Origin of the sequence: Bacteroides uniformis, assembly GCF_025147485.1 — a bacterium.
Taxonomy (GTDB): Bacteria; Bacteroidota; Bacteroidia; order Bacteroidales; family Bacteroidaceae; genus Bacteroides; species Bacteroides uniformis.
Map to the genome: position 1 here is coordinate 4,381,713 of NZ_CP102263.1, position 23,022 is coordinate 4,404,734.

The window sequence follows — 23,022 nt, forward strand, 5'->3', positions numbered from 1 at the left end:
AAAAAGCCGCCCGGAAGTACCGGACGGCTTTTCAATATGGGTTTTCTATTCTTAGAAGAATAAATAACGTTGGTCTTTTACGTTGGCTTTCATATACAAGTCACTGATGAACTGGCTTGCCATACGTGCATGCATGTTAGCCAAGTTAGCCTCTTCAGTTTCCTTGTTGAATGTTTCGTTCAGCTTCTCTTTTGCATATGGTTGCAGAACGAATACACCACCGTTACCCTTGATAGGAGCACTCAGCTTGTTCACTTCAGCAATAGAAGCGTACGCGCCTACCAGAGGTTCGCTACTACGCAATGCCGGGATATAGGCAGGAGCAGAGAAAGTAACGTGCTTTACAGAATCACTGACAGCATTTGCCATATTCTTGTACTGCTCGAACGAAGTTGCATTGGCAGCCTTCATATCAGCCATAATCTTCTCTGCTTTCTTGTCACGGAGAATTTCAGCTCTCAACTGGTCCTTTACCAAAGCCAGTGGGCGATAACCTTCAGGAACAATACTTGCAACACCTACTACCAGCATACGGTCGCTCTCGCCACATTCGTACAAACCAGAAACTTCACCGGCTTTTGCCTCAAACGCCCATTTCAAAGCATCTTTGGTTCCTCTGATACCACCGATACCATGTTCAGAGCTGTACAAATCGGCTCTATCCAGCAACTTGTAACCAGCATCTTCCGCATTGGCAATCATTTTCTCTAAAGTATTGTTTGCAGCGATGAACTGGCTGAACTCATTGTATGCCTTGCTGTAAGTTTCCTTGCTGAATTCTACCGGACGCTTGATAACGGCTACCTTATATTTATCCTTGACAGCCTTCTTGTTGGTTACTTGCAAAATGACATTTGCTTGTCCCAACGCCAGATTGGTCAGTTCGTTCTGTCCCAAAGTTGTGACAGCGGTAATGTATTTCAAGTTGTCACCGTCAATCTGTGCGCCTTCGTAGTTAGCAGAAGAAATCCAGGTAGGCTCACCGGTCTGACCGTACTTCTTCGCAACTTCAGCAAAGCTGGCACCACCCTTAATAGCATTGTAGATGCTGTCGGCCAAAGTCTTCGTCTTTTCAGCATCTTCGGCAACTACCTGAATCTGACGGAACTCGATAGAGTCCGGCATGGCAGCAGTAGCCAATTTCTTGAAAGAGTTGAGGGTATTGTCAGATACGTTATAATAAGGCCCGAACACACCACCCACCGCAACAGAGTCCAAACGGGCTGTCACATCAGCAGGCAGAGACTTAGTAGTGTAGAACAAGTCTGTATAAGGAGCTTCGGAACCGGTAGAACGGATGAAGGTAGTATAGTCAGAAGGATTGGCAGTAAGTTGTTCGGTGTATTCTTCCATTTCCTTCTGGAGAGCAGCTCTGTCTTCTGCACTTGCAGTAACTTGCACATCAATGAACTTGATATTGCGAGTTTCCACATATTGCTTGAACTGTTCTTTCTTCTTGTCGTATGCAGCTTTCAAATCGGAATCCTTGATAACGATGGTAGAGTCAACGATAGAAGAATAGGGAACTGCAGCAAGCAGCAGGTCTGACTGCTCTACTCTTGCATCAAAAGCGTCCTGAGCTTCTACCGGGTTGGAGAAAAGAGATTTTGTAATCAAAGCCTGATACTTCTCCTGAAGACGTGCCTGGATAAGGGACTTTTCGAGGAAAGACCAGAACTTGTACATGGATTCATAGTATTCTGCATATTGTGAAGGCATCTGTGCCTTATTCATTTTTGAATAGTCCACCAAGAACTTCTTCAACATATCCTTATCAAACGCACCGGTCTGAGGATTACGGAACGGAGTCTGTTGCAGCATCGGATGCACACCGGCATTAATGATAGCCTGAATCTCAGCCTTCGATACAACCAGACCGAGTTTCTTTGCTTCCTTTTCAATCAGCTTATTATTGACGTATGTTCTCCATACTTCATCTTTGATTTGGTTTGTCTGCTCATCGCTCAATGCACTGTTGCCACTGGAGAACTTGATGACTTCTGTATATTCTTCTACCAATGCTTGAAAATCCTGAGCGGAAATTGATTCCCCGTTCACTTCACCTACGTCTTGTGACTGGTGTGGCTGAAGCACTTTCCACGCGTCACCTGCGATGAAAGCAAACAGCGCCAAACCAATAACAATCACCAATAAAGGTCCTTTAGACCGAATGTTTTGTAATGTTGCCATTTTAGTTAATATGATTTATTTGTTTATTATTATTTTCCTAACATGTTCATTTTAGCGCACGAAGATACAAAAAATGCTAATACGCATCCATTTATTCTTTAAAAAATTACGCCTAAATGAAATTATTCAATGACTTTCAGTCTTACCAACTCAATTTTAGTGGCTGTTACCTTGATTATTTTAAACTGATAATTATCCACTTCAATCACTTCATGCAGTTTCGGGAAACTTTGATAACGGTTCAAAATCAGACCGCCCACTGTCAGATAATCATCCGATTCCGGCAGGTCGAGCCCGAAAGTCTCATTTACCTTTTCTATTTCCAGACGGGCCGAAAGCACATATTCACGTTCACCCAACTGCTTACACACATAGGATGTGTTATCATGCTCATCCTCAATATCGCCAAAAATTTCTTCCACCAAATCCTCTAAAGAGACGATACCCGCCGTACCACCGAATTCGTCCACCACTACAGCAATCGTTTTTTTCTGTTGCATGAACAGTTTCATCAGTTTGTGGGCCGACATCGTTTCGGGTACAATAGGCACTTCCTTCACGTTATTCCTCCAGTCCACCGGATTCCTGAACATCTCCGACGAGTGAATATATCCCACCACATTATCTATATTTCCATCATATACTATGATTTTGGAAATACCCGACTCCACAAAAAGACATTTCAATTCTTCCAATGTAGTGGTCAGATCTACAGCTACCACCTCTGTACGCGGTACAATACAGTCGCGTATCTTTATATTCGAAAAGTCAAGCGCATTTTGGAATATCTTTACCTCTGCATCCAGTTCTTCTTCACTTTCCGCATTCTCTATGCTCGACTGGATGAAGTAATCCAAATCCACTTTGCCAAAAGCCTTGGCCGACGCCTCCTTGTTTACTTTCATCCCAAATATCCGAAGGAACAGATACGACAATCCCGATGCAAACTTTGAAACAGGAAACAGAATGACATAACATATGAATAAAGGAATGGCACATACCCTCAGCATCAGATTGGGATTGATTTTAAACAAAGTCTTCGGCAAGAACTCACCGGTTACCAAAATAATAAGAGTGGAAATTACAGTCTGCACCAACACCATTACAAAATGATTGGAAATAATTCCGGCAAGAAGATTCACCTCTATGATTTGTGCCATCAAGATACCATAAATGACAAGCGCGATGTTATTACCCACCAGCATGGTCGAGATGAAGTTATTCGGGTTGCGAAGGAAATAGGAAATGATACCGGAAGTGACGCCTGACTTCCTTTCCATCTCAAAGCGCAGTTTATCTACGGAAACAAAGGCAATCTCCATTCCTGAAAAGAAAGCAGAGAAAGCCATGGTTATCAATAAAAAAATAACGGTATCCATTTTATCAATTTATGGTATCAGTCTGCAAGCTGTCTGCTGCGGCAGTCTCCTCGTCAACATAGAAGATACCCTCCGGCTTGCGAATCGTGTAAACAGTCATCTGCTGATTGGATTCAAAGCCATGTCCCGTAATGATACGGTCAGGCTGCTCGATACGGATAAACTCATCCGAATAAATTCTTTGTGCCCGCTGGTCCCAATACAGCAGCTCTGTATCAAACTGCTCACCTTTCAAATTCTGTATATGCACATTCCCCATCAGTTTCCACAACTCCTCCTTATTAAAGAAGTAGGCTGTATCAGCCTTGATACTTGCCTCCACTTGGAAGATAGAGTCGAACTTCTCCAAATAGACCCCCTTTTCAAAAGCCCAGTAAGGAGGATTCTTCCGGTCAAAGACCAGCCACTCTTCCGTATTGATGCGGTAACGCGTTACACCGGAATCAGAAACCAGTGTAGTCACCCCGCGGGTATCCATCACTGCCATAGAGTCACGCTCGGTAATGGCATCTCCCAGCTCCTTCTTCTTCCCGGAACACGAAGAAAATAAAAGAAGCATAACCATTGCCCCAAGGACAATGGTTATGCTCGCATTTTTATGATAAACAATGTTGATGGGTTGTAGCAACATGATTTTATCTGATAGTTGTAGATTCACCTATCCATCCACCGATAGTGATACGGTCACCAGCTTTGTAACCCAACATAAAGAGGTCTTTAGCCTGGGGAGTGTGGCGGGAATAAGTACTAATCAATTCGTTAGCACGTTCTGTAACTGAAGGATCTACAGCTTTAGCTCTCTGCAGCTTGTCAATTACTACAAAGTAAGTACACTTATTCAGAGCAGGCTCATCGGTCCAGTTAGGATTGGAGCCGTAAAGCTGTGCCAGTAAAATATAAGGCTCTCCATAGTTCTCCTTAAAGCTCATAGCCTTTTGGCAGTAGCTTCTTGCCTGAGAGAGTTTCTTGGCCTGCATCAAGGCTGCGGCAGTAGCGTATGCCATTTCAGCCTTCTTGTCATTATCAGTTTCTTTAGCCAATGCTTCATCAAAATACTTCACGGCATTGTCATAGTCACCTTTCTTATAGTACATGTATGCTACACCTACAGCTGCATCGGCAGTCGGGTCAATCTGATACATGTACTCAGATGCCTTGAAGTAAACTTCGCTTTCGTTGCACTTCATCAATTTCAGGATGTTCAATGCCTTCTTCAAGAAAGCGGAGTCAGTCTTGCTTGCTTCCACCTTAGGACCATAGATATTCTGCAAAGATTCACAATCAGCTACACCACTCTGAATGAACATGGCCACGAGGTTATCCTTGATAGCTTGCAAGTTAGCCTTCTTAGCTTCCTTGGTTTCAGCAGCAAGTGCGTCATCTGCATACTTGGAAGCATCAATATAATCCTGGAAAAACTGGTCGGTATGATTATCATCAGCCTTTACCTTCTGCATGGAAGTATCCAGGAAATAGTGCAACACCGCACCTTTGGAACCACCCTTTTCAGCATGAACAGATTCTTTCAGCCAATTATAAGCCGTATTAAGGTCCGGAGCAGGAGCGAACTGAAGATAATCCACAGCTTTGGCACCCAAGGCATCAGCCACACTCGGCACACCCTTCATTCCCTTACCAATGAATTCAGGAATGTACTTCATTCTCAAATCATATACATCCATCAACTCATCAAAATACTTCTTGTAATCAGCAGAATTTCTATCCTTAATCTGACTCAAGAAACCCACTAAAATCTTCTGAGCATCTGTAAATGTGTAATACCGCAGTGTAGGACAATCCTTCAATACAGCCATACAAGGAGCGTATGCATCCTTAAAGTTACCAGCTCTCACTGCTTCATGAGAGATACTACTGTTCGAATTACAATTTTCAGTCTGTGCGAAAGTGCTGGTCACTCCACCCGAAAGGAGCAAGACAGCCACAAGCGTCTTAATTTTCATTGTATTTAAATTTTAGTTGTTATATTTTTGTCTATTCAATTTCCATTAATCCACTTTACGCTTGAAGAACCAACGTTCGTTAAAGGTTACTCCGATACAAATGCGCAATGTATTTTCGTTCAAGAACGCTGCTTGGGTTCCTTTGGTTCGCACGTATTGTGCAGAAAGACTCAATACGGAACGGGTTCTCGGTATGGGCAATCCAAAACCGGCAGTAACGCCATATTCATCAGCGGCACGTACACCGTCTATCTTATAATAAGGTTTGGAATAATAAGCTCCCAAACGATACTTCACATGAGACAAATAACTTCGTCCCATAGGATTCGGCAGATACTCTGCACCAACGGATATTCTTCCACGGTCGCAAAACGCCTCGTCATTGTTCATATAACTCACTTTACTCCAATTCTGGAACATTACATCCGCGCCTACAGTCAGTCGGTTGTCGTACACGTAGGTCACACCTGCGCCAAATGTTGTCGGAATGCCACAAGTAACGACAGTATCCCTTGTTACCGAAGTAGCTCCCGTATTGCTATTACCAGTCTGCGTAACTTCGTACGCATCGTTACTCAGATCATGCCCCGGAGAAAAGACAACTCCCAACGTTGCAACATGTTTTTTCCCAAACTGGTGAGTGTACTGCGCTCCAAAATCCAACTTATAACTCTTTACAGCCACATTAGACTGTATTGTAATAGGAAATACACTTGAACTGGACGGAAAGGTCTCCGCAGCGGTTCTTGTTATATCTCCCCAAAGATACGAAAAATTCGCACCGACAGAAAGATTTTTAATTATTTTAAAACCGGCACCTAAATAAAGCTGGTGCAAGCCTCCTTCTCCCGAATAGCTTACCGTAGTAGATTTGTCTGGAAATTCCGTATCTTCCCGATATTCTCCCATACTGTATCCAACGTTTGAATAAGGCAGCAACCCCAAGCTTATGGCAGCCCATTTACTTGCACGAAACTGCATCGTGATATAGTCAAAACTGGAATTCTTGGCATTTCGTTTCAGAGTACCGTTACTGAGATTTGTATTCTGTAGAGAGACTGCTCCATCGAAGATAAAAGTCAGCGAATCTACCGCCGTATAGGATGCAGGATTAGCAAAGTTAGTCTGATACTTGTCCCGTAAACCATAGGCAATACCACCCATCGCCCTACTGTTGCTCGAGCCTTGTTCAGATAACTGTCCATATCCATATCGTGTATAGGGAGAATTTGTATTATTTTGAGCGACTGCCGCTCCTGATAATATCGTGAGCAAGAGCACTAACAGTGTTTGTCTATAGCCTGTCATTATTATAGTTTAAAATTCTATTTAATCCTTTCAACACTAAAAATCTGTCTGCAAAGATGATACTTTTTAAGTTTGTATCAAAAGAAAAATCATCCCCGCCCGTTAAAAAAACCAAAAGTTCAGGATATTTATGCTTCATAACCGTAATGTAACCTGAAATTTCATATTCAATACCCTTCAGTACTCCGGCACGGATAGCCGTATCGGTATCCTTCCCCATGGGCACCATCCGCCCCTCAAGAGCCACCATTGGAAGCCGTCCGGTAAACTGATGAAGCGCCTTGAAACGCATCTGCAGGCCGGGAGAGATATTCCCGCCATGATAGCGGGCAGCAGCATCGACAAACTCATAAGTGATACAGGTACCGGCATCAATCACCAGTATATCCCTGCCAGGAAATTGCTCATTGGCTCCTACCACCGCCGCCATACGATCATACCCCAGCGTCCGGGGAGTTTCATAGAGGTTTTCTACCGGAAGAGAAGTCTTTTCATTGAGCCACAGAATGGGGACAGCCATATCTTCCAGTTGCGACAACACCTCTCTACTCAAATCAATGACAGTAGCCACTATCGCTTTTTCAATCGTATATGTACGGCATACTTCAGGCAACCGTTCCAACGTCAGATTGGAGTCATACACCACCTCCACGATACGTCCACCATCAAACACCGCCATCTTGGCGATTGTATTTCCTATATCAATAATGAGATTCACCGTATTGCATAAATTTAGCGGCGCAAAGATATAACATTAATATTGAAATTCAGCAGAAACCATCTCTTTATTAGAAGAACAACTGCACAAGAATTCTTATTCACATCCACACCAAACAACCACAATGCCACTTCTACATTCTGTTGAGATTTATTAAAGCCGCAACATCATACCACAACCACCTGATTATCAATACAGCTAAATGCGCTACATTCAGTATACGACTGAGCCCTATTCAGTATACGATTGAATGGCATTCAGTATACGACTGAATCAGGTTCAATATACCACTATTTCTTGCACCCGTATCGTTTGTAAATAGAAAATACCTACCACTCGTACTCGACAGTTGATTCAAAACAACCAATAATGCGAATTAAGAATTGTATCAAGTTCATAATTAAAAAAGATTCTTCGGACACAGATGACCGGGATAACGCGAATAACCGCTTTAGTTCCTAATCACAAATTGGGATAATATTAGTTTTTTCCGTAAGTTTGCAGCATGAAACGAAGCCTACTTATACATATATATATAGCAATCTTTTTCTTCTGTTTGCCTTCAGCAAATGCCCAGGTGACACAACAGCAAAAGACTGCTGCAACAGACTCCGTACGCGTCAGCCTACTGACTTGCGCTGCAGGAGGAGAGATTTATTCCCTATTCGGACACACTGCCATACGGTACGAGAACTATACACGTGGCATTGACGCCGTCTTCAATTACGGCATGTTCAACTTCAACGCCCCTAACTTCATCTTCCGTTTTGCCTTGGGAGAAACGGATTATCAACTTGGAGTAACCGATTATGAGCATTTCGCCGCCGAATACAACTATCTGGGACGCGATGTCTGGCAACAAACGTTAAACCTAACAGAAGAGGAAAAAGAACGCCTGATAGCACTATTGACAGAGAACTACCGCCCTGAAAACCGAGTATACCGCTACAATTTTTTCTACGACAATTGTGCCACCCGCCCGCGGGACCAGATAGAGCGTGCCATCAACGGCACTCTGCAATACGCTGACAATATGACTGCTAACAGTACGGGAATCTCTTTCAGGGATTTGCTGCATAAATACAGTGAAGGCCATTTGTGGTCACGTTTCGGCATGGACCTATGCATGGGCAGCAAAGCAGACGAACCCATCAACCGGCGGCTGGTAATGTTCGTCCCCTTCTACATGCAGGAGTATTTCAATAAAGCGCAGATTGTGGACAAAGAAGGACAAACACGGCCACTGGTTGCTAAAGAAGAAAAAATCGTAATAACGGGTAAAACACCAGCCGACTTCGTCAGCAGAGGCATCACACCGATGCAGTCGGCTTCGCTATTACTGATACTTGTAGCAGGCATCAGCATTTACGGCATACGAAGAGGGAAGACTCTTTGGGGCATAGACCTCATACTCTTCTTGGTTGCCGGAATGGCTGGATGTATACTGGCATTTTTAGCACTATTCTCACAGCATCCGGCAGTAAGTCCCAATTATATATTATTTGTATTCCATCCATTTCACCTTTTCTGCCTTCCATTCATGCTATCCAGGGTACGAAAAAGGGAAATAAGCCGCTATATGCTGGTTAATTTTGCAGTTTTAACACTTTTTATAGGGCTTTGGACAATAATTCCGCAGAGAATTCCGCCAGCAGTATTACCTTTGGCACTGTGTTTGCTGATACGTTCTGCAAGCAACCTCATTCTAACATACAAACGAAAGTAATGAAAAAAGGACTGATAACTTCCATACTCGCACTTACATTCAGTGGTCTGCAAGCCCAACCGCTGCCTGCCTCCCCAAAGCTGGTGGTAACATTGACCATTGACCAGTTGCGTACAGACTATATGGAAGCATTTTCGTCCTTATACGGAGAAAAGGGGTTTAAGCGCTTACTGCGTGAAGGTAAAGTATTCCGTCAAGCAGAATTTCCTTTTTGCGGAACGGACCGAGCCTCGGCCATTGCCGCCATCTATACCGGGACAACACCGTCCATGAACGGCATCATTGCAGAGCAGTGGCTGGATGCAGGTACACTACGCCCCATAAACTGTGTAGAAGACCCCAACTTCATGGGCAACTATACCGACGAAAGCACTTCCCCCTCCCAATTACTGACCTCTACTATTGCCGACGAGCTGAAAATAGCTACCCGCAACAAAGGTCTGGTCTATGCCATCGCGCCTTTCCGCGATGCCGCCATATTGGGTGCCGGGCACGCGGGGAACGGTGCTTTCTGGCTTAATAACAATACCGGAAAATGGTGCAGTACGACTTATTATAATGAATTTCCGTGGTGGCTGAGCCAATACAACGACCGGAAATCTCCTGACTACCGTATCAAGGATATGGTATGGACACCTGCACTTCCTTTTACCAACTATACATTTCTGCCCGAATGGCGCAACGAGCCATTCAAATACAAGCTGGATGGTGAACGGACAAACAAGTTCCGCCGCTTGATAACCAGCCCTTTCATCAATGAGGAAGTCAACCTGCTGACCGAAGAGCTGCTAAATAAGAGCACTATCGGACAAGATGACGTGCCCGACCTATTATCGCTGACTTACTACGCAGGAAATTATAACCACCGAAGTACGCAGGAATGTGCCATGGAAATGCAAGACACCTACGTGCGACTGGACCGTAGTATAGCTTCCTTATTAGAGCTCATAGAACGTAAAGTTGGGCTCCACAACGTACTTTTCTGCATCACCTCCACCGGCTATGCCGACCCGGAAGCAGCCGACCCGGGCGTATACCGGATACCGGGTGGTGAATTCTACCTGAACCGCTGTGCCGCCCTGCTAAACATGTACCTCATGGCATCCTATGGCGAGGGACAATATGTGGAAGCTTATTATGACCAACAAATCTATCTCAACCATAAACTTATTGAGAACAAGCAGTTGAGCCTGACTGAAATTCAAGAAAAATCTGCCGAATTTCTGGTTCAGTTTAGTGGCGTGAGCGAAGTATATTCAGCTCATCGCCTGCTTTTGGGCCCCTGGTCACCGCAAATAGAACGTATACGCAATAGTTTTCATCGCAAGCGCTCTGGCGATTTGCTCATTGAAATACTCCCGGGCTGGACTATCATGCAGGAAAATAGTACTGATAACCGTGTAGTACGTACGGCCGATATTCCTGCTCCCCTCATTTTATTGGGAGGAGGAATGAAGGCTGAAACCATCCGTACCCCCATCAGTATTGACCGCATTGCCCCTACCTTGGCAAGTGTAATGCGCATCCGCGCCCCTAATGCAAGTACAGCATCTCCCCTTGACTTTTGATTCTAAAATAATCTGTGCAAATCTGGATAATCTGTATAGAAATCAGTAACTTTGCACGCTCAACTAACTCAGCAATAATAATAAAAACAAATATATAATGGGATTTAATGAATTTTTAAGCTCGATTTTCGGCAACAAATCCACACGCGACATGAAAGAAATACAACCGTGGGTGGAGAAAATCAAAGCCGCTTACCCGGAAGTAGCCAAACTCGACAACGACGCCCTACGCGCCAAGACAGAAGAACTGAAAGCCTACATCCACGATTCGGCAGCCGAACAACGCGCCAAAGTGGAAGAACTGAAAGCCAGCGTTGAAGATACCGAACTGGAAAAACGCGAAGACCTCTTCAACCAAATCGACAAAATCGAGAAAGAGATATTGGAGATTTATGAAAAAGCGCTGGACGAAGTATTACCCACCGCTTTCTCTATTGTAAAGGAAACAGCCAAACGATTCTCTGAAAATGAAGAAATAGTGGTTACAGCTACCGATTTTGACCGCCAACTGGCTGCCACTAAAGACTTTGTACGCATCGAAGGCGATAAAGCCATCTACCAGAACCATTGGATAGCAGGTGGTAACGATACTGTATGGAACATGGTACATTATGATGTACAGCTATTCGGTGGTGTGGTTCTACATAAAGGTAAGATTGCCGAAATGGCAACCGGTGAAGGTAAGACATTGGTAGCTACCCTACCGGTATTCCTCAATGCCCTGACTGGTAACGGCGTGCACGTGGTAACAGTGAACGACTATCTGGCAAAACGTGACTCCGAATGGATGGGTCCTCTTTACATGTTCCACGGTTTGAGTGTAGATTGCATCGACAAGCACCAGCCCAACTCTGATGCCCGTCGCAAAGCTTATCTGGCAGATATCACGTTCGGTACAAACAATGAATTCGGTTTCGACTACCTGCGTGACAACATGGCTATCAGCCCCAAAGACCTGGTACAACGCCAACATAATTATGCCATTGTCGATGAGGTGGACTCAGTATTGATTGATGATGCCCGTACTCCGCTGATTATCTCCGGACCGGTTCCCAAAGGCGATGACCAACTCTTCGAACAGCTCCGCCCGCAAGTGGAACGTCTGGTAGAAGCTCAGAAAAAACTGGCTACCCAATACCTGGCCGATGCCAAGCGCCTGATTGCATCAAACGATAAGAAAGACCAGGAAGAAGGCTTCCTCGCTTTGTACCGCAGTCACAAGTGCCTGCCCAAGAACAAGGCACTCATCAAGTTCCTCAGCGAACAAGGCATCAAGGCCGGTATGCTGAAGACCGAAGAAATCTACATGGAGCAGAACAACAAGCGCATGCACGAGGTGACTGACCCGCTGTACTTCGTTATCGAAGAGAAAATGAACAGCGTGGATTTGACGGACAAGGGCGTAGACTTGATTAGTAGCAATGTAGAGGACCCCACTTTCTTCGTACTCCCCGATATCACAGCGCAACTCTCTGCCTTGGAAAACGAAACAGAGCTGACAGACGAACAGCGCCTTGAAAAGAAGGATGCCCTGATGACCAACTATGCCATCAAAAGCGAACGTGTGCATACCATCAACCAACTGTTGAAGGCATACACCATGTTCGAGAAAGATGACGAATATGTGGTAATTGACGGCCAAGTGAAGATTGTGGATGAGCAGACGGGACGTATCATGGAAGGACGTCGTTATTCTGACGGTTTGCACCAAGCCATCGAAGCCAAAGAAGGCGTGAAAGTAGAAGCTGCCACCCAGACTTTTGCCACCATTACATTACAGAACTATTTCCGTATGTACCACAAACTATCCGGTATGACCGGTACGGCAGAAACAGAAGCCGGCGAGTTGTGGGACATCTACAAACTGGATGTAGTGGTTATTCCGACTAACCGCCCCATTGCCCGTAATGACATGAATGACCGCGTTTACAAGACAAAACGTGAAAAATATAAAGCAGTCATCGAAGAGATAGAAAAAATGGTGGCAGCAGGACGCCCCGTACTGGTGGGTACCACTTCTGTTGAAATCTCTGAAATGTTGAGCAAAATGCTTACCATGCGTAAGATTGAACATAGTGTATTGAATGCCAAACTGCATCAGAAGGAAGCGGATATTGTGGCTACTGCCGGTTTGAAATGTGCTGTAACCATCGCTACCAATATGGCCGGCCGTGGTACCGACATCAAGCTGAGTCCGGAAGTGAAAGCTGCAGGCGGTCTTGCCATCATCGGTACAGAACGCCACGAATCACGCCGTGTGGACCGTCAGTTACGTGGTCGTGCAGGACGTCAAGGCGACCCGGGTTCTTCTGTATTCTTCGTATCTTTGGAAGATGACCTGATGCGTTTGTTCTCCAGTGACCGCATTGCCAGTGTAATGGACAAACTGGGTTTCAAAGAAGGTGAAATGATTGAACACGGCATGATTTCCAAGTCCATTGAACGTGCACAAAAGAAAGTTGAGGAAAACAACTTCGGCATCCGTAAGCGTCTGTTGGAATATGACGACGTGATGAACAAGCAACGTACAGTAGTCTACACCAAACGCCGCCACGCTTTGATGGGCGAACGTATCGGCATGGATATCGTGAACATGATTTGGGACCGTTGTGCCAATGCCATTGAAGCGCCCGACTACGAAAACTGCAAGATGGATGTGCTCCAGACACTTGCCATGGAAGTACCTTTCACCGAAGAGGAATTCCGTAATGAGAAGAAAGAAAAACTGGCAGACAGAACTTTTGACGCTGCCATGGAACTCTTCAAACGCAAGACAGAACGTATGGCACAGATAGCCTATCCGGTCATCAAACAAGTATACGAAACGCAGGGACACATGTACGAAAACATACTTATCCCCATCACAGACGGAAAACGTATGTATAACATCTCCTGCAACCTGAAGAGAGCTTATGAGACAGAATGTAAGGAGGTGGTGAAGTCATTCGAGAAATCCATCTTGCTGCACGTCATCGACGAAGCATGGAAAGAAAACCTGCGCGAGCTGGACGAGCTGAAACACTCCGTGCAGAATGCAAGTTACGAGCAGAAAGACCCGCTGCTGATTTACAAGCTGGAATCTGTGAACTTGTTTGATGCCATGGTGAATAAGATTAATAATCAGACTATCTCTATCTTAATGCGTGGACAAATCCCGGTACAAGAGGCTCCGGCTGAAGCCCCTGAGGCTCCCCAGGCTCCCCGCCAAGTAGAGGTGCGCCAGGCTGCTCCGGAACAACGCCAGGATATGAGCAAGTATCGCGAACAGAAGGTTGATTTGAATGACCCGAACCAGCAGGCCGCTGCGGCACAAGATACACGTGAACAACCAAGACGCGAACCTATCCGTGCCGAGAAGACCGTAGGACGCAATGATCCTTGTCCTTGCGGAAGCGGTAAGAAATACAAAAACTGCCACGGACGGAATGCATAAAGCAAAGCTATAAAATGATAAGGCGATAGGGTGATAAGATGATACCGTCAGGTATCTTTTATCACCCTATCACTTTTTCTCCTACCACATTATCACATTTTTTATTCGTTCCAGCTTTTGAATATTCAGCTAAAAGAGTACTTTTGCTCCAAAGAACAAAACCAAAGACTATGACCAAATATCACTATTGTCTGTTATTGATGGGGTCTCTGCTGTTAGGCAGCTGCCAGAGTGTAGAACAACTGTCCATTGATTATATGCTTCCGGCAGAAGTCAGTTTCCCGGCAACACTGAAACGTGTGGCTGTTGTCAACAACATGCCAAACGTACCGGACAACAAACTCATCATCACTGAGGAAGAACAGAAAAAAAGCGAGAATGAGGTGGCACGCCTCACCAACTACTACAATGGAGACGCCGCAATAACAACCGAATCCCTTGCAGAGGCCCTTGCCAACGAAAACTACTTTGAAGAGGTTGTGATATGCGACTCTGCCCTCCGGAGTAAAGACATCAATCCCCGCGAAAGCACATTATCGAGAGATGAAGTACTGGAACTTACACAGAATTTGGACGTAGATTTCCTGATAGCCCTGGAAAACATACAAATGCGTTCCAATCGCAAGATAAGTTATATGCCCGACTGGGGTGTGTTCCTCGGCACAGTGGATGTAAAGGTATATACTACCGTCAGAATATATTTACCTAACCGCAAAGGTCCTATGGTGACCGTCAACAGCAATGACAGTATTTTCTGGGAAGAGGCAGGAAATGGTGAAGCGTCAGTACGTTCCCGCCTCATCAGCGAAGAAGACATGGTGAAGCAAGCATCTGAATTTGCAGGAACGGTTCCGGTAAGACATCTACTCCCCTATTGGAAAACCAGTAACCGCTATCTCTTCAGTGGTGGTTCTGTAAATATGCGTGACGCAGCCGTATATGCCAAAGAAGAAAATTGGAGTAAAGCAGTAGAGCTCTGGAAGCAGACCTACGAAACAAAAAAAGGAAAACAGAAAATGTATGCAGCCTATAACACCGCTTTGGGCTACGAAATGCAAGACAGCATAGATACTGCCTTGGAATGGGCATTAAAAGCGCAAACCCTTGCCCGTGAGAAAAGCAAGACAGACAAAAAAGAGACAGGCGAAATACATGATGGAACCATCTCCTATTATATCTTTATCAGCATGTATGTAGACGAATTGGAGAAACGAAAAGAGGGAATGGCACGCCTGAACATGCAAATGAACAGATTTGATGATGATTTTTAGTCAAATGATGCAGAGATAACCGTTTTTTTTATACCTTTGAACAACCATTAAGAAAAGAAAGTTATTATGAAGCTCAGTCAATCGTCATTAGCACTCTTGGAGGACACTCTTAAAAAAGCAATCGGCAAATACACCTGCGGTTGCGAACAGACTATCGTTACAGACATTCATCTGCAACCGAATCAGAATTCGGGCGAACTGTCTATCTTTGATGATGAAGATGAAGAGCTTGCCAATACTTCCATTGAAGAATGGATGACATACGAGGGGGATGATTTCTACGAAAATGTAGAGCGTATCTTGTCCTCACTGCTCTGCAACATGAAAAATGAAGGAAAGTTCGACAAGCTGACTATTCTGAAACCATTCTCTTTTGTACTGGTGGATGATGATAGAGAAACAATAGCAGAACTGTTGCTGATGGATGATGATACTCTATTGGTCAATGAAGAGCTACTGAAAGGATTGGATGAGGAACTGGATTCTTTTCTGAAAGAGCTGCTGGAAAAATAATATTCCAAACAATCAGCCTATAAGGAAAAGAGACCTTCTTATAATAAATTAGCCCCTGCGATATAAAACGACCGCAGGGGCTAATTCTTTTTTACCTATACAATACCTAACGTATCTTAATTCCATAGAAAGAACTTGAGGTGGTAACAAAAAGCATATCCTTCTGCCTTCCACCAATTGCCAAGGAAATCGGGCGTTCTTCTATCTGAATACGTCTCTGCTCTTTACCAGATTTGTCATAGACAAATATTTCACCATCAGCAACATAAACATTCCCGTCAGCATCAGTCACATTACTGTATTGGCCATAAGGACATATTATTCCTTGTTCTGTCAAACGGCCATCCACACCAACAGAAAGTTGTACTGTCGTTTTATTCATCTCATTTACAATATAAACCGGTTCTGACTGACCGGGCACTGTAACAGTCAAAGCACAAGAACGCCCCAAATCATAGGTATCCGGAATAATTGTCACGCCATCCGGAGCGACAAAACTATACTCAGGCATACTGGCAACCACCTTGTCAAAGTCACCTCTCCAACGACTGGAAGGGTGAATGACTTTCTGTATATTCTTCATACTGGCTGTAACGACACGTGGCATAGGCTTCATCGTAGCATCCACGTTATCCGGATTAAAAGAATACCCCCAAGCACTCCAGCCACTGTTACCCCAACCACTGTACATCGGATTATCATCCGGCAAGCGCACTACCGTTTCCTGCTTGCCGTTCACCAGATAACCCGGCTGAGGGTCATAGCGGAAAATAACCAGTAGATTGTCTTGCGTATCAGTAGCCAATGTAAAAGGCTTCCAGGGATAATCGGCTATCAAAGTAATCTGCTCCGTGTCTGCCGACCATTTATAGATTTTCTTCAGACGGTTTTCACAGAAGTAGATATTTCCTTTACTGTCGGTAGTAGCTCCGGAGGCTAGTTCAAAACCGGTAGCCAGCTTCACTGGCTTGTCCATGACCGTGCAGGAAGGGCGAAGGCTCTTCTCGCTACCCGAAACAGTGAGACGGGCAAAGTCCCACGAATAAACGGGCAACTTCTTATTCATATCATATATAGGAAACTCTATGACTGGTAATATCTGCGTATAATTGTGCATATTACGGAAAGTGATATTCTTGCAATCCCATATGCGGAAACCTATCCTCTTCGGCATAAAGGCACGGATAACGCGATACATCCACACATTTACCATTTCGATATTTTGACAATTGGACATTTCTGCCATATAACAATCAGGCCCTTCACGACCTTCTTCCTCAAACTGGAAAGCATAAATTTTCCAGTTGGCCACATTATGGAAACGGGCTTCAGTACGGACATGATGCTCCAAAGACATGGCATAAATACGTCCCGGAGTCTTCGTTTCGCTAATATAAAGCCCACTGGCAGCATACGTACTGGCTGTCCAAACATCCTTAATTGTCCCGCCGCCATTGTTTGTAATCCACAAACTCCAATACTGGTTGTCCCAAGCCATATCCTTACCGGTTTCCATGACCGGAGAAGACGGGGAACTAATCCGACGCTCGTCCCTGCGGTAAGACGACTGTCCGGAAGCATTCGGAGCAGGTTTGCGCAAGGTACCGTGCCCGCCTACAAACTTCACATCATTCAAGTACGAGCGCTCACCCGCCATCCATTTACAGCCGACAGCACGGTAATTATACGCACCGGTATTAATACCTATGCCATTCAGCATGTCGTCGCCACCTTCGGAAGATTCAACCAAAGGCACAGGCACGCCGAAACCACTGAATGCAGGCTCGCTTTCCTTCAACAGAAATTGAGTCCCAAAAGGATGCAGCCCAATCAGCTTAGTACCGGGAGACAGCTTCAACGTTCTCGTCAGGCGATACCAACCCTGGGGCACATAGATGTTTTTATGCAAAGAGACAGCTTTCTCAAAAACTTCCGTATCATCAGTCTCGCCATCACCTTTTGCCCCTAAGTCTCGGATATTGACCCATGTCTCCATTGCCGGAAGAACCGGAAGGTCCTTGCCAAGTGTAACCGGCAGTTTTGCCACCGGCTCTATTTCACATATTTCCCTGAAAGAAGAAGCATCATTCAAATCCTGATACACCAGACCGTAAGTAAACTCCTTGACTCTGTACATTTTTGCTTTTCCGGCAACTTTCTTTCCACTTTGAGCATAGCCCACCAGTACGGGAACATTCCTGCAATCCACATTCACCAGATTCAATTGCGAAAAAGTATTTCCCTCTACGCTCACCCTGACACCGGCTTCCGAAATATTCTCCCACAACGAATTCTCCACATGAAGACGGTCTGCCAGATTCTCTGCCATTTCAAAGGCAACGGGCGTATTCTTCACATGCATATTGACGATGGCAAACCCCACCTCTTTTGAATAGACAGCCGCCTTTCTCTGCCCCTCAAAGTAAGTATCGACCATCATCATAGGCCATCCCGGAGAAGTCCTGGAGGAAATTATCCCATATTCACCGCCATAAAACCTGACGTCTTCCAGTTCATTGCCAACATCATACATGCCGGCTTTCCCCGAACCAATCCGAATGTCGCAATGATTGATAAATCCATGCTGGGCAAAATGCGCACGAATGGCGACGGCTTGAGGATTACCTTTGTCTATACGGAAATCCACATTGGACACCGCACTATAGAAAGTACCTGCACCGGCATCCGAAGGCTTCCTGCCCTCTTGTGCCAGCCCTCCCGTAAACCATATCATATAATTTTGAGTAGTCTGGAAACCGGGTGTATCGGCTCCCAAATAAATCACCGGCCGTTTCTTCCCATAACCAATCAGCCGAATGGATGAGGGAATTTGAATCGTCTTGCTAATACGATAATTTCCTTCCGGCAGAAACAGTATCCCAAAGTTCTTTTCGCGCTTCACCTGATTGATTGCCTCTTGAAGTGCATCGGTCACGTCGGACTTTCCATCAGCCTTGAAGCCGTAATTCTCCGGGGTAAAGTAGAATGCTTCCGGATCGTCCGGTCTTTGCGTATAGGTGGAACCACCCTCTGCCGCCCACCCGGACGGCATATTACCGATAATCCAACAGACTATCAGCAGGTATCTCATTATTTGATAATTTCTCATTACACAGATTGTTTTAATATGGATTTTCCTTATTTAATACGTACACCAAAGAACTTGGAACGGCCTGTGACAAACAATGTATTGCCATCCTTACCGCCAAACTGTAATGTGGACGGACGTTCGGGAACACGAATCATCCCTTTCTTCTTGCCATCCTTATCAAATACATATATTTCTCCGTCAGCCACATACAAGTTCCCTTCCTTATCTACAGCAGAACCAAATTCGCCCTGCTCCACAAAATAGCTCAAGTTGGAGAGCGTGCCGTCATTGGCCACATCCATCTTCACCATTCTGCGGTCATATTCATCAGATGTATAGAAAGGCTTTCCCGGATAGGCTTCCAGCAGGGAAGAACTACGTGACAAGTCGAAATAATGAGGAATGATAGTTTTTCCATCCGGTGCCAGGAAGCACATTTCAGGAACATAGACCGACACCGCATTGAAATCGTGGAAGTCTCTCCAACGGTTAGAAGGATAAAGAGCCTTATACACGTTCTTCACTTGACCCATCGGAACACGCGGCAACAGTTTGATGGTCTCTTCCGGATTTTCCGGGTCAATGGAGTAGACTCTCATTGTATATGCGGAATTACCATATCCGCTGAAAGAAGTACCTTTTGTATCAGGCATTACCGGCATTTCCTCCGGCTTACCATTAATCAGATATCCCGGCTGCGCATCATATCTGAACAATACCAATAGATTATCTTCTGAATCAAAAGCCAGGTTGGAGGGTTTCCACGGGAAATCTGCCAGCAGCGACAAGCTGTTTGTCTCTACCGACCACTTAAAGATACGACGCATCCGATGGTCGCAGAAGTAAATGTTACCTTTACTGTCGCGCGCAATGCCTTCGGCAAATTCCAAATCGGAAGCCAATTGGTTCACCTTACCTATTTCATTGCCTAACGATTGCTGATGAGGTTCTTTTCCGGTTACAATCAAGCGAGAAAGTTCCCACGGGCGGATGTCAATGTCTTTGTTGACATCGAACACTGCAATGTTATTCGTATATTTAATCTGAGAATAGTTATGCAGGTTCAGAAATGCGATGTTCTCGCAATTGCGGATACGTACAGAACTGTGATACGGTTCATTGACACGGATAACGCGGAACATATACAAGTTTGCAAAGGTCACATCTTTGCAGTCGTCCATCTCTATCGGTTGGCAATCGGTACTTTCGCGGCTCTCTTCCTCGGTTTGCATGCAATACACCTTCCAGTTGGACACCTTGCTGAAACGTACTTCATTTCTTACATGATGCTCGATGGACATGGCATAGATACGCCCCGGAGTAGAAGTATTGTTGGCATAGAAACCATTGGTGGCATATGTGCTTGCTGTCCAGATATCTTTAAAGGTGCCACCACCGTTGTTGGTCACCCACAGACTCCAATACTGGTTGTCCCAAGCAAGATCCATGCCCGAAGCCGCTACCGGATTATCGGGAGAACTGATACGAGCCGGTCTGTTCCACCGGCCACGTGGTTCCTCAACACCCGGTTTAGGTTTCCATAAACCGCCATGCCCGCCTACAAACTTCACGTCATTCATATAAGAATCTGCATTTGCCATCCACTTCACACCTACAGCACGATAGTTATAACCGCCGGTATTGATACCAATGCCCATCAGCATATTTGCACCGCCTTCCGAAGATTCCACCATCGCTTTCGGACCGCCAAAACCACTGAATGCAGCAGTACTTTCGTCCAGCCGGAACTGAGTGCCAAAAGGATGCAGGCCTATCAACTTGGTATCGGGCTTCATCTTCAAAGTTTCGGTAATGCGATACCAGCCCTGGGGCACATAGATATTATCGTACTTGTCAATAGCCTCCTGGATGGCCTTCGTATCATCCGTTTCCCCATCTCCCTTTGCACCGAATTCGCGCAGATTTACCCATGTTGCCATTGCAGGCAGTGCAGGGATGTCCATCAGTTGGGCAACCGGCATCTTCTGTATCGGTTCAATATCAACCAACGTTTCATATTCCGGCATATCCACCATGTCATCCATCTGCAAGCCGTGGTCGTATGACTTTACCTTATAGATTTTATGAGAAACATGGGTGGCCGTATTGCTACGGGTATATTTCGCCAAGGTCGGTACATTCTTACAATATACATTGCGAAAGGTTATCTGATTGTTGCTGTTGTTCTCGTTGGTAATCACCACTGCCGGACCACTTACATTTTCAAAATAGCTGTTTTCCAAAAATAACTTGTCGCAATAATTAGGGTCAATATCAAATACAGCCGGAACATTCTTGGCATACAGATTCACCATTGCCAAACCGGACTCCTGACAACGAAGAGCAGCTACACGTTGTCCCTCAAAATAAGAGTCGACCATCATTACCGGCCATCCGGGAGAAGCTTTTGTCGTATAAATGCCATAATCTCCCCCGTAAAAAGCAACGTTTTCCAACTCATTGCCCACATCGAACAGACCAGCCTTGCCTTTACCTATGTATACGGCCACATAACTGATAAAACTGTGTTGGGCAAAGTGTGTGCGTAGCGCCACTGCATGCGGATTACCATCTTCTATGCGCAAGTTGATATTCGACATGGCACTGTAGAACGTACTGGCACCGGCATCACGGGGTTTCTCACCTTCCTTGACAACGGCTCCCGTAAACCAGAACATGTATTTAGCTTTTCCTTTATCATCAGCTACTTCCTCCTGAAAACCCGGAGAATTCTTAGCCAGAATAAATTCCGGGCGATTCTTTCCATAGCCAATCAAACGAATAGCCGTAGGAATATAAATGGTCTTGCTGATTTTATATTTACCTTCAGGGATAAAAAGGATTCCGAAATTCTTTTCTTTCTTCACTTGATTAATCGCTGCCTGCAAAGCATCCGATACATCCATCTTTCCATCCGCCTTTATAGGATAGTTCTCGGGAGTGAAATAAAAAGCTTCGGAGTCATTGGGTTTTAGAGGATAAATCGAATTCAATTGTACAGCATACAACTGAGTACATATCATCCCCAGCAAAATTAAAATAATCGTGTTCAATTTCTTCATGGTCTTATTTTTAATGTATGGATAAAAAAAGACGTTCTGCCGTCAAGCAGAACGTCTCCCTCTGCTATAAATTACAATTTTATAACTACTACCGGCGCATAATTATGCCGTACAGTGCCCACACCCGAAACATCAGCCAGAGCGCCAATACGGAAATAATAATTCTTGCTGTATTTCAAGACATCAGCATTTTGTCCCAGATCGATGGACAATGTATAAATATCAGCGCTATTTATAGCAGTACTCGGACTAAACACTTGCTTATCAGTCCCTCCATTCAACGTCAATTTCACATTGTTACCTACCCACATATCTGAAAAAGCAAACAACTGAATCTCTTTCAATTTCACTTCTTGTTTACCAGCTTCCAACGAGAATGTAGCAGTAATTACATTGCCATTCTTTTCTACTTTTGGACTTTTGACGCGAATATAAGGAATAACCTTGAAATCATACACATTATCCCCTGACTTAACAACAAAATCCTTCACTTCAAATGGATAAAAATTCCCATTTTCAAAACGAACATCATAAGTGGCAGCAAAAACCATATTGTTACGATATTCTCCGGTATTTGTGATATACCAGGTTTGATCCGTAGCATTAGTAAATCCATGCTCCCTCACTTTAATTGCATTACCGTTTTCCATATCGGAACCTACAAGTTCACCTGTCTGTTCGTCAAGGATAGAACCATGTATGGAAGCATCCGGTCCCTCATAATTATCAATTTCACAAGATGTCAATGCAAATAAGAAGCATGACACAAATAACAATATCTTTTTCATAACTTTCTACTTAA

Annotated in this window: 14 protein-coding genes; 5 read left to right on the forward strand and 9 right to left on the reverse strand. The window is 44.7% G+C overall.

Features of this window, described 5'->3' with window-relative positions:
• Positions 1 to 51: 51 nt before the first annotated feature.
• From NQ510_RS17855 to NQ510_RS17880, 6 genes are all read right to left on the reverse strand, one after another.
• Entirely contained in the window at positions 52 to 2,190 is a 2,139-nt protein-coding gene (locus NQ510_RS17855) for a SurA N-terminal domain-containing protein (RefSeq protein WP_005831949.1), read from the reverse strand.
• A 122-nt stretch (positions 2,191 to 2,312) separates the two neighbouring features.
• Positions 2,313 to 3,569: a hemolysin family protein gene (locus NQ510_RS17860; protein ID WP_005831951.1), complete on the reverse strand. Its 1,257-nt coding sequence runs from the start codon at positions 3,567 to 3,569 to the stop codon at positions 2,313 to 2,315.
• Between the two features lie 4 nt (positions 3,570 to 3,573).
• The gene (gene lptC / locus NQ510_RS17865; protein ID WP_005831952.1) at positions 3,574 to 4,200 is read right to left on the reverse strand and encodes an LPS export ABC transporter periplasmic protein LptC; all 627 of its coding nucleotides are present in this window, start codon (positions 4,198 to 4,200) and stop codon (positions 3,574 to 3,576) included.
• 4 nt (positions 4,201 to 4,204) lie between these two features.
• Positions 4,205 to 5,530, reverse strand: coding sequence for a tetratricopeptide repeat protein (locus NQ510_RS17870; RefSeq protein ID WP_005831953.1), 1,326 nt, complete (start codon positions 5,528 to 5,530; stop codon positions 4,205 to 4,207).
• A 45-nt stretch (positions 5,531 to 5,575) separates the two neighbouring features.
• Positions 5,576 to 6,838: a PorV/PorQ family protein gene (locus tag NQ510_RS17875; RefSeq protein WP_005831954.1), complete on the reverse strand. Its 1,263-nt coding sequence runs from the start codon at positions 6,836 to 6,838 to the stop codon at positions 5,576 to 5,578.
• Positions 6,825 to 7,556, reverse strand: coding sequence for a type III pantothenate kinase (locus NQ510_RS17880; RefSeq protein WP_005831955.1), 732 nt, complete (start codon positions 7,554 to 7,556; stop codon positions 6,825 to 6,827). The genes NQ510_RS17875 and NQ510_RS17880 overlap by 14 nt, the downstream gene beginning before the upstream one ends.
• A 505-nt stretch (positions 7,557 to 8,061) precedes the next feature.
• Between NQ510_RS17880 and lnb the strand changes: the two genes are divergently transcribed.
• The 5 genes from lnb (at position 8,062) to NQ510_RS17905 (ending at position 16,067) form a co-directional block, all read left to right on the forward strand.
• On the forward strand, positions 8,062 to 9,282 hold the full coding sequence (gene lnb, locus NQ510_RS17885; protein WP_005831959.1) for a lipoprotein N-acyltransferase Lnb: 1,221 nt from the start codon (positions 8,062 to 8,064) through the stop codon (positions 9,280 to 9,282).
• On the forward strand, positions 9,282 to 10,850 hold the full coding sequence (locus NQ510_RS17890) for an alkaline phosphatase family protein (RefSeq protein ID WP_005831961.1): 1,569 nt from the start codon (positions 9,282 to 9,284) through the stop codon (positions 10,848 to 10,850). Before lnb ends, NQ510_RS17890 begins: the two co-directional genes overlap by 1 nt.
• Before the next feature lie 97 nt (positions 10,851 to 10,947).
• Entirely contained in the window at positions 10,948 to 14,283 is a 3,336-nt protein-coding gene (gene secA, locus NQ510_RS17895; protein WP_005831963.1) for a preprotein translocase subunit SecA, read from the forward strand.
• 170 nt (positions 14,284 to 14,453) lie between these two features.
• Positions 14,454 to 15,554 carry a DUF6340 family protein gene (locus NQ510_RS17900; RefSeq protein WP_008665247.1) on the forward strand — a complete coding sequence of 367 codons (1,101 nt, stop codon included), beginning with the start codon at positions 14,454 to 14,456 and terminating at the stop codon, positions 15,552 to 15,554.
• Between the two features lie 66 nt (positions 15,555 to 15,620).
• Positions 15,621 to 16,067, forward strand: coding sequence for a hypothetical protein (locus NQ510_RS17905; protein ID WP_005831967.1), 447 nt, complete (start codon positions 15,621 to 15,623; stop codon positions 16,065 to 16,067).
• 106 nt (positions 16,068 to 16,173) lie between these two features.
• Here the strand turns inward: NQ510_RS17905 and NQ510_RS17910 are convergent, their stop codons facing one another.
• From NQ510_RS17910 to NQ510_RS17920, 3 genes are all read right to left on the reverse strand, one after another.
• Positions 16,174 to 19,176, reverse strand: coding sequence for a glycoside hydrolase family 55 protein (locus NQ510_RS17910; protein ID WP_005831968.1), 3,003 nt, complete (start codon positions 19,174 to 19,176; stop codon positions 16,174 to 16,176).
• 29 nt (positions 19,177 to 19,205) lie between these two features.
• Positions 19,206 to 22,220: a glycosyl hydrolase family 28-related protein gene (locus NQ510_RS17915; protein ID WP_005831969.1), complete on the reverse strand. Its 3,015-nt coding sequence runs from the start codon at positions 22,218 to 22,220 to the stop codon at positions 19,206 to 19,208.
• A gap of 71 nt (positions 22,221 to 22,291) precedes the next feature.
• Positions 22,292 to 23,008 (reverse strand): DUF3823 domain-containing protein, encoded by a 717-nt coding sequence (locus tag NQ510_RS17920; protein WP_005831972.1) that lies wholly within the window; start codon positions 23,006 to 23,008, stop codon positions 22,292 to 22,294.
• Between the last annotated feature and the right edge of the window lie 14 nt (positions 23,009 to 23,022).

What these genes read in the sequence shown, in the direction of transcription:
- NQ510_RS17855 (WP_005831949.1), bottom strand. Translation starts at nt 2,190, where the DNA reads ATGGCAACATTACAAAACATTCGGTCTAAAGGACCTTTATTGGTGATT.
- NQ510_RS17860 (WP_005831951.1), bottom strand. Translation starts at nt 3,569, where the DNA reads ATGGATACCGTTATTTTTTTATTGATAACCATGGCTTTCTCTGCTTTC.
- lptC (WP_005831952.1), bottom strand. Translation starts at nt 4,200, where the DNA reads ATGTTGCTACAACCCATCAACATTGTTTATCATAAAAATGCGAGCATA.
- NQ510_RS17870 (WP_005831953.1), bottom strand. Translation starts at nt 5,530, where the DNA reads ATGAAAATTAAGACGCTTGTGGCTGTCTTGCTCCTTTCGGGTGGAGTG.
- NQ510_RS17875 (WP_005831954.1), bottom strand. Translation starts at nt 6,838, where the DNA reads ATGACAGGCTATAGACAAACACTGTTAGTGCTCTTGCTCACGATATTA.
- lnb (WP_005831959.1), top strand. Translation starts at nt 8,062, where the DNA reads ATGAAACGAAGCCTACTTATACATATATATATAGCAATCTTTTTCTTC.
- NQ510_RS17890 (WP_005831961.1), top strand. Translation starts at nt 9,282, where the DNA reads ATGAAAAAAGGACTGATAACTTCCATACTCGCACTTACATTCAGTGGT.
- secA (WP_005831963.1), top strand. Translation starts at nt 10,948, where the DNA reads ATGGGATTTAATGAATTTTTAAGCTCGATTTTCGGCAACAAATCCACA.
- NQ510_RS17900 (WP_008665247.1), top strand. Translation starts at nt 14,454, where the DNA reads ATGACCAAATATCACTATTGTCTGTTATTGATGGGGTCTCTGCTGTTA.
- NQ510_RS17905 (WP_005831967.1), top strand. Translation starts at nt 15,621, where the DNA reads ATGAAGCTCAGTCAATCGTCATTAGCACTCTTGGAGGACACTCTTAAA.
- NQ510_RS17910 (WP_005831968.1), bottom strand. Translation starts at nt 19,176, where the DNA reads ATGAGAAATTATCAAATAATGAGATACCTGCTGATAGTCTGTTGGATT.
- NQ510_RS17915 (WP_005831969.1), bottom strand. Translation starts at nt 22,220, where the DNA reads ATGAAGAAATTGAACACGATTATTTTAATTTTGCTGGGGATGATATGT.
- NQ510_RS17920 (WP_005831972.1), bottom strand. Translation starts at nt 23,008, where the DNA reads ATGAAAAAGATATTGTTATTTGTGTCATGCTTCTTATTTGCATTGACA.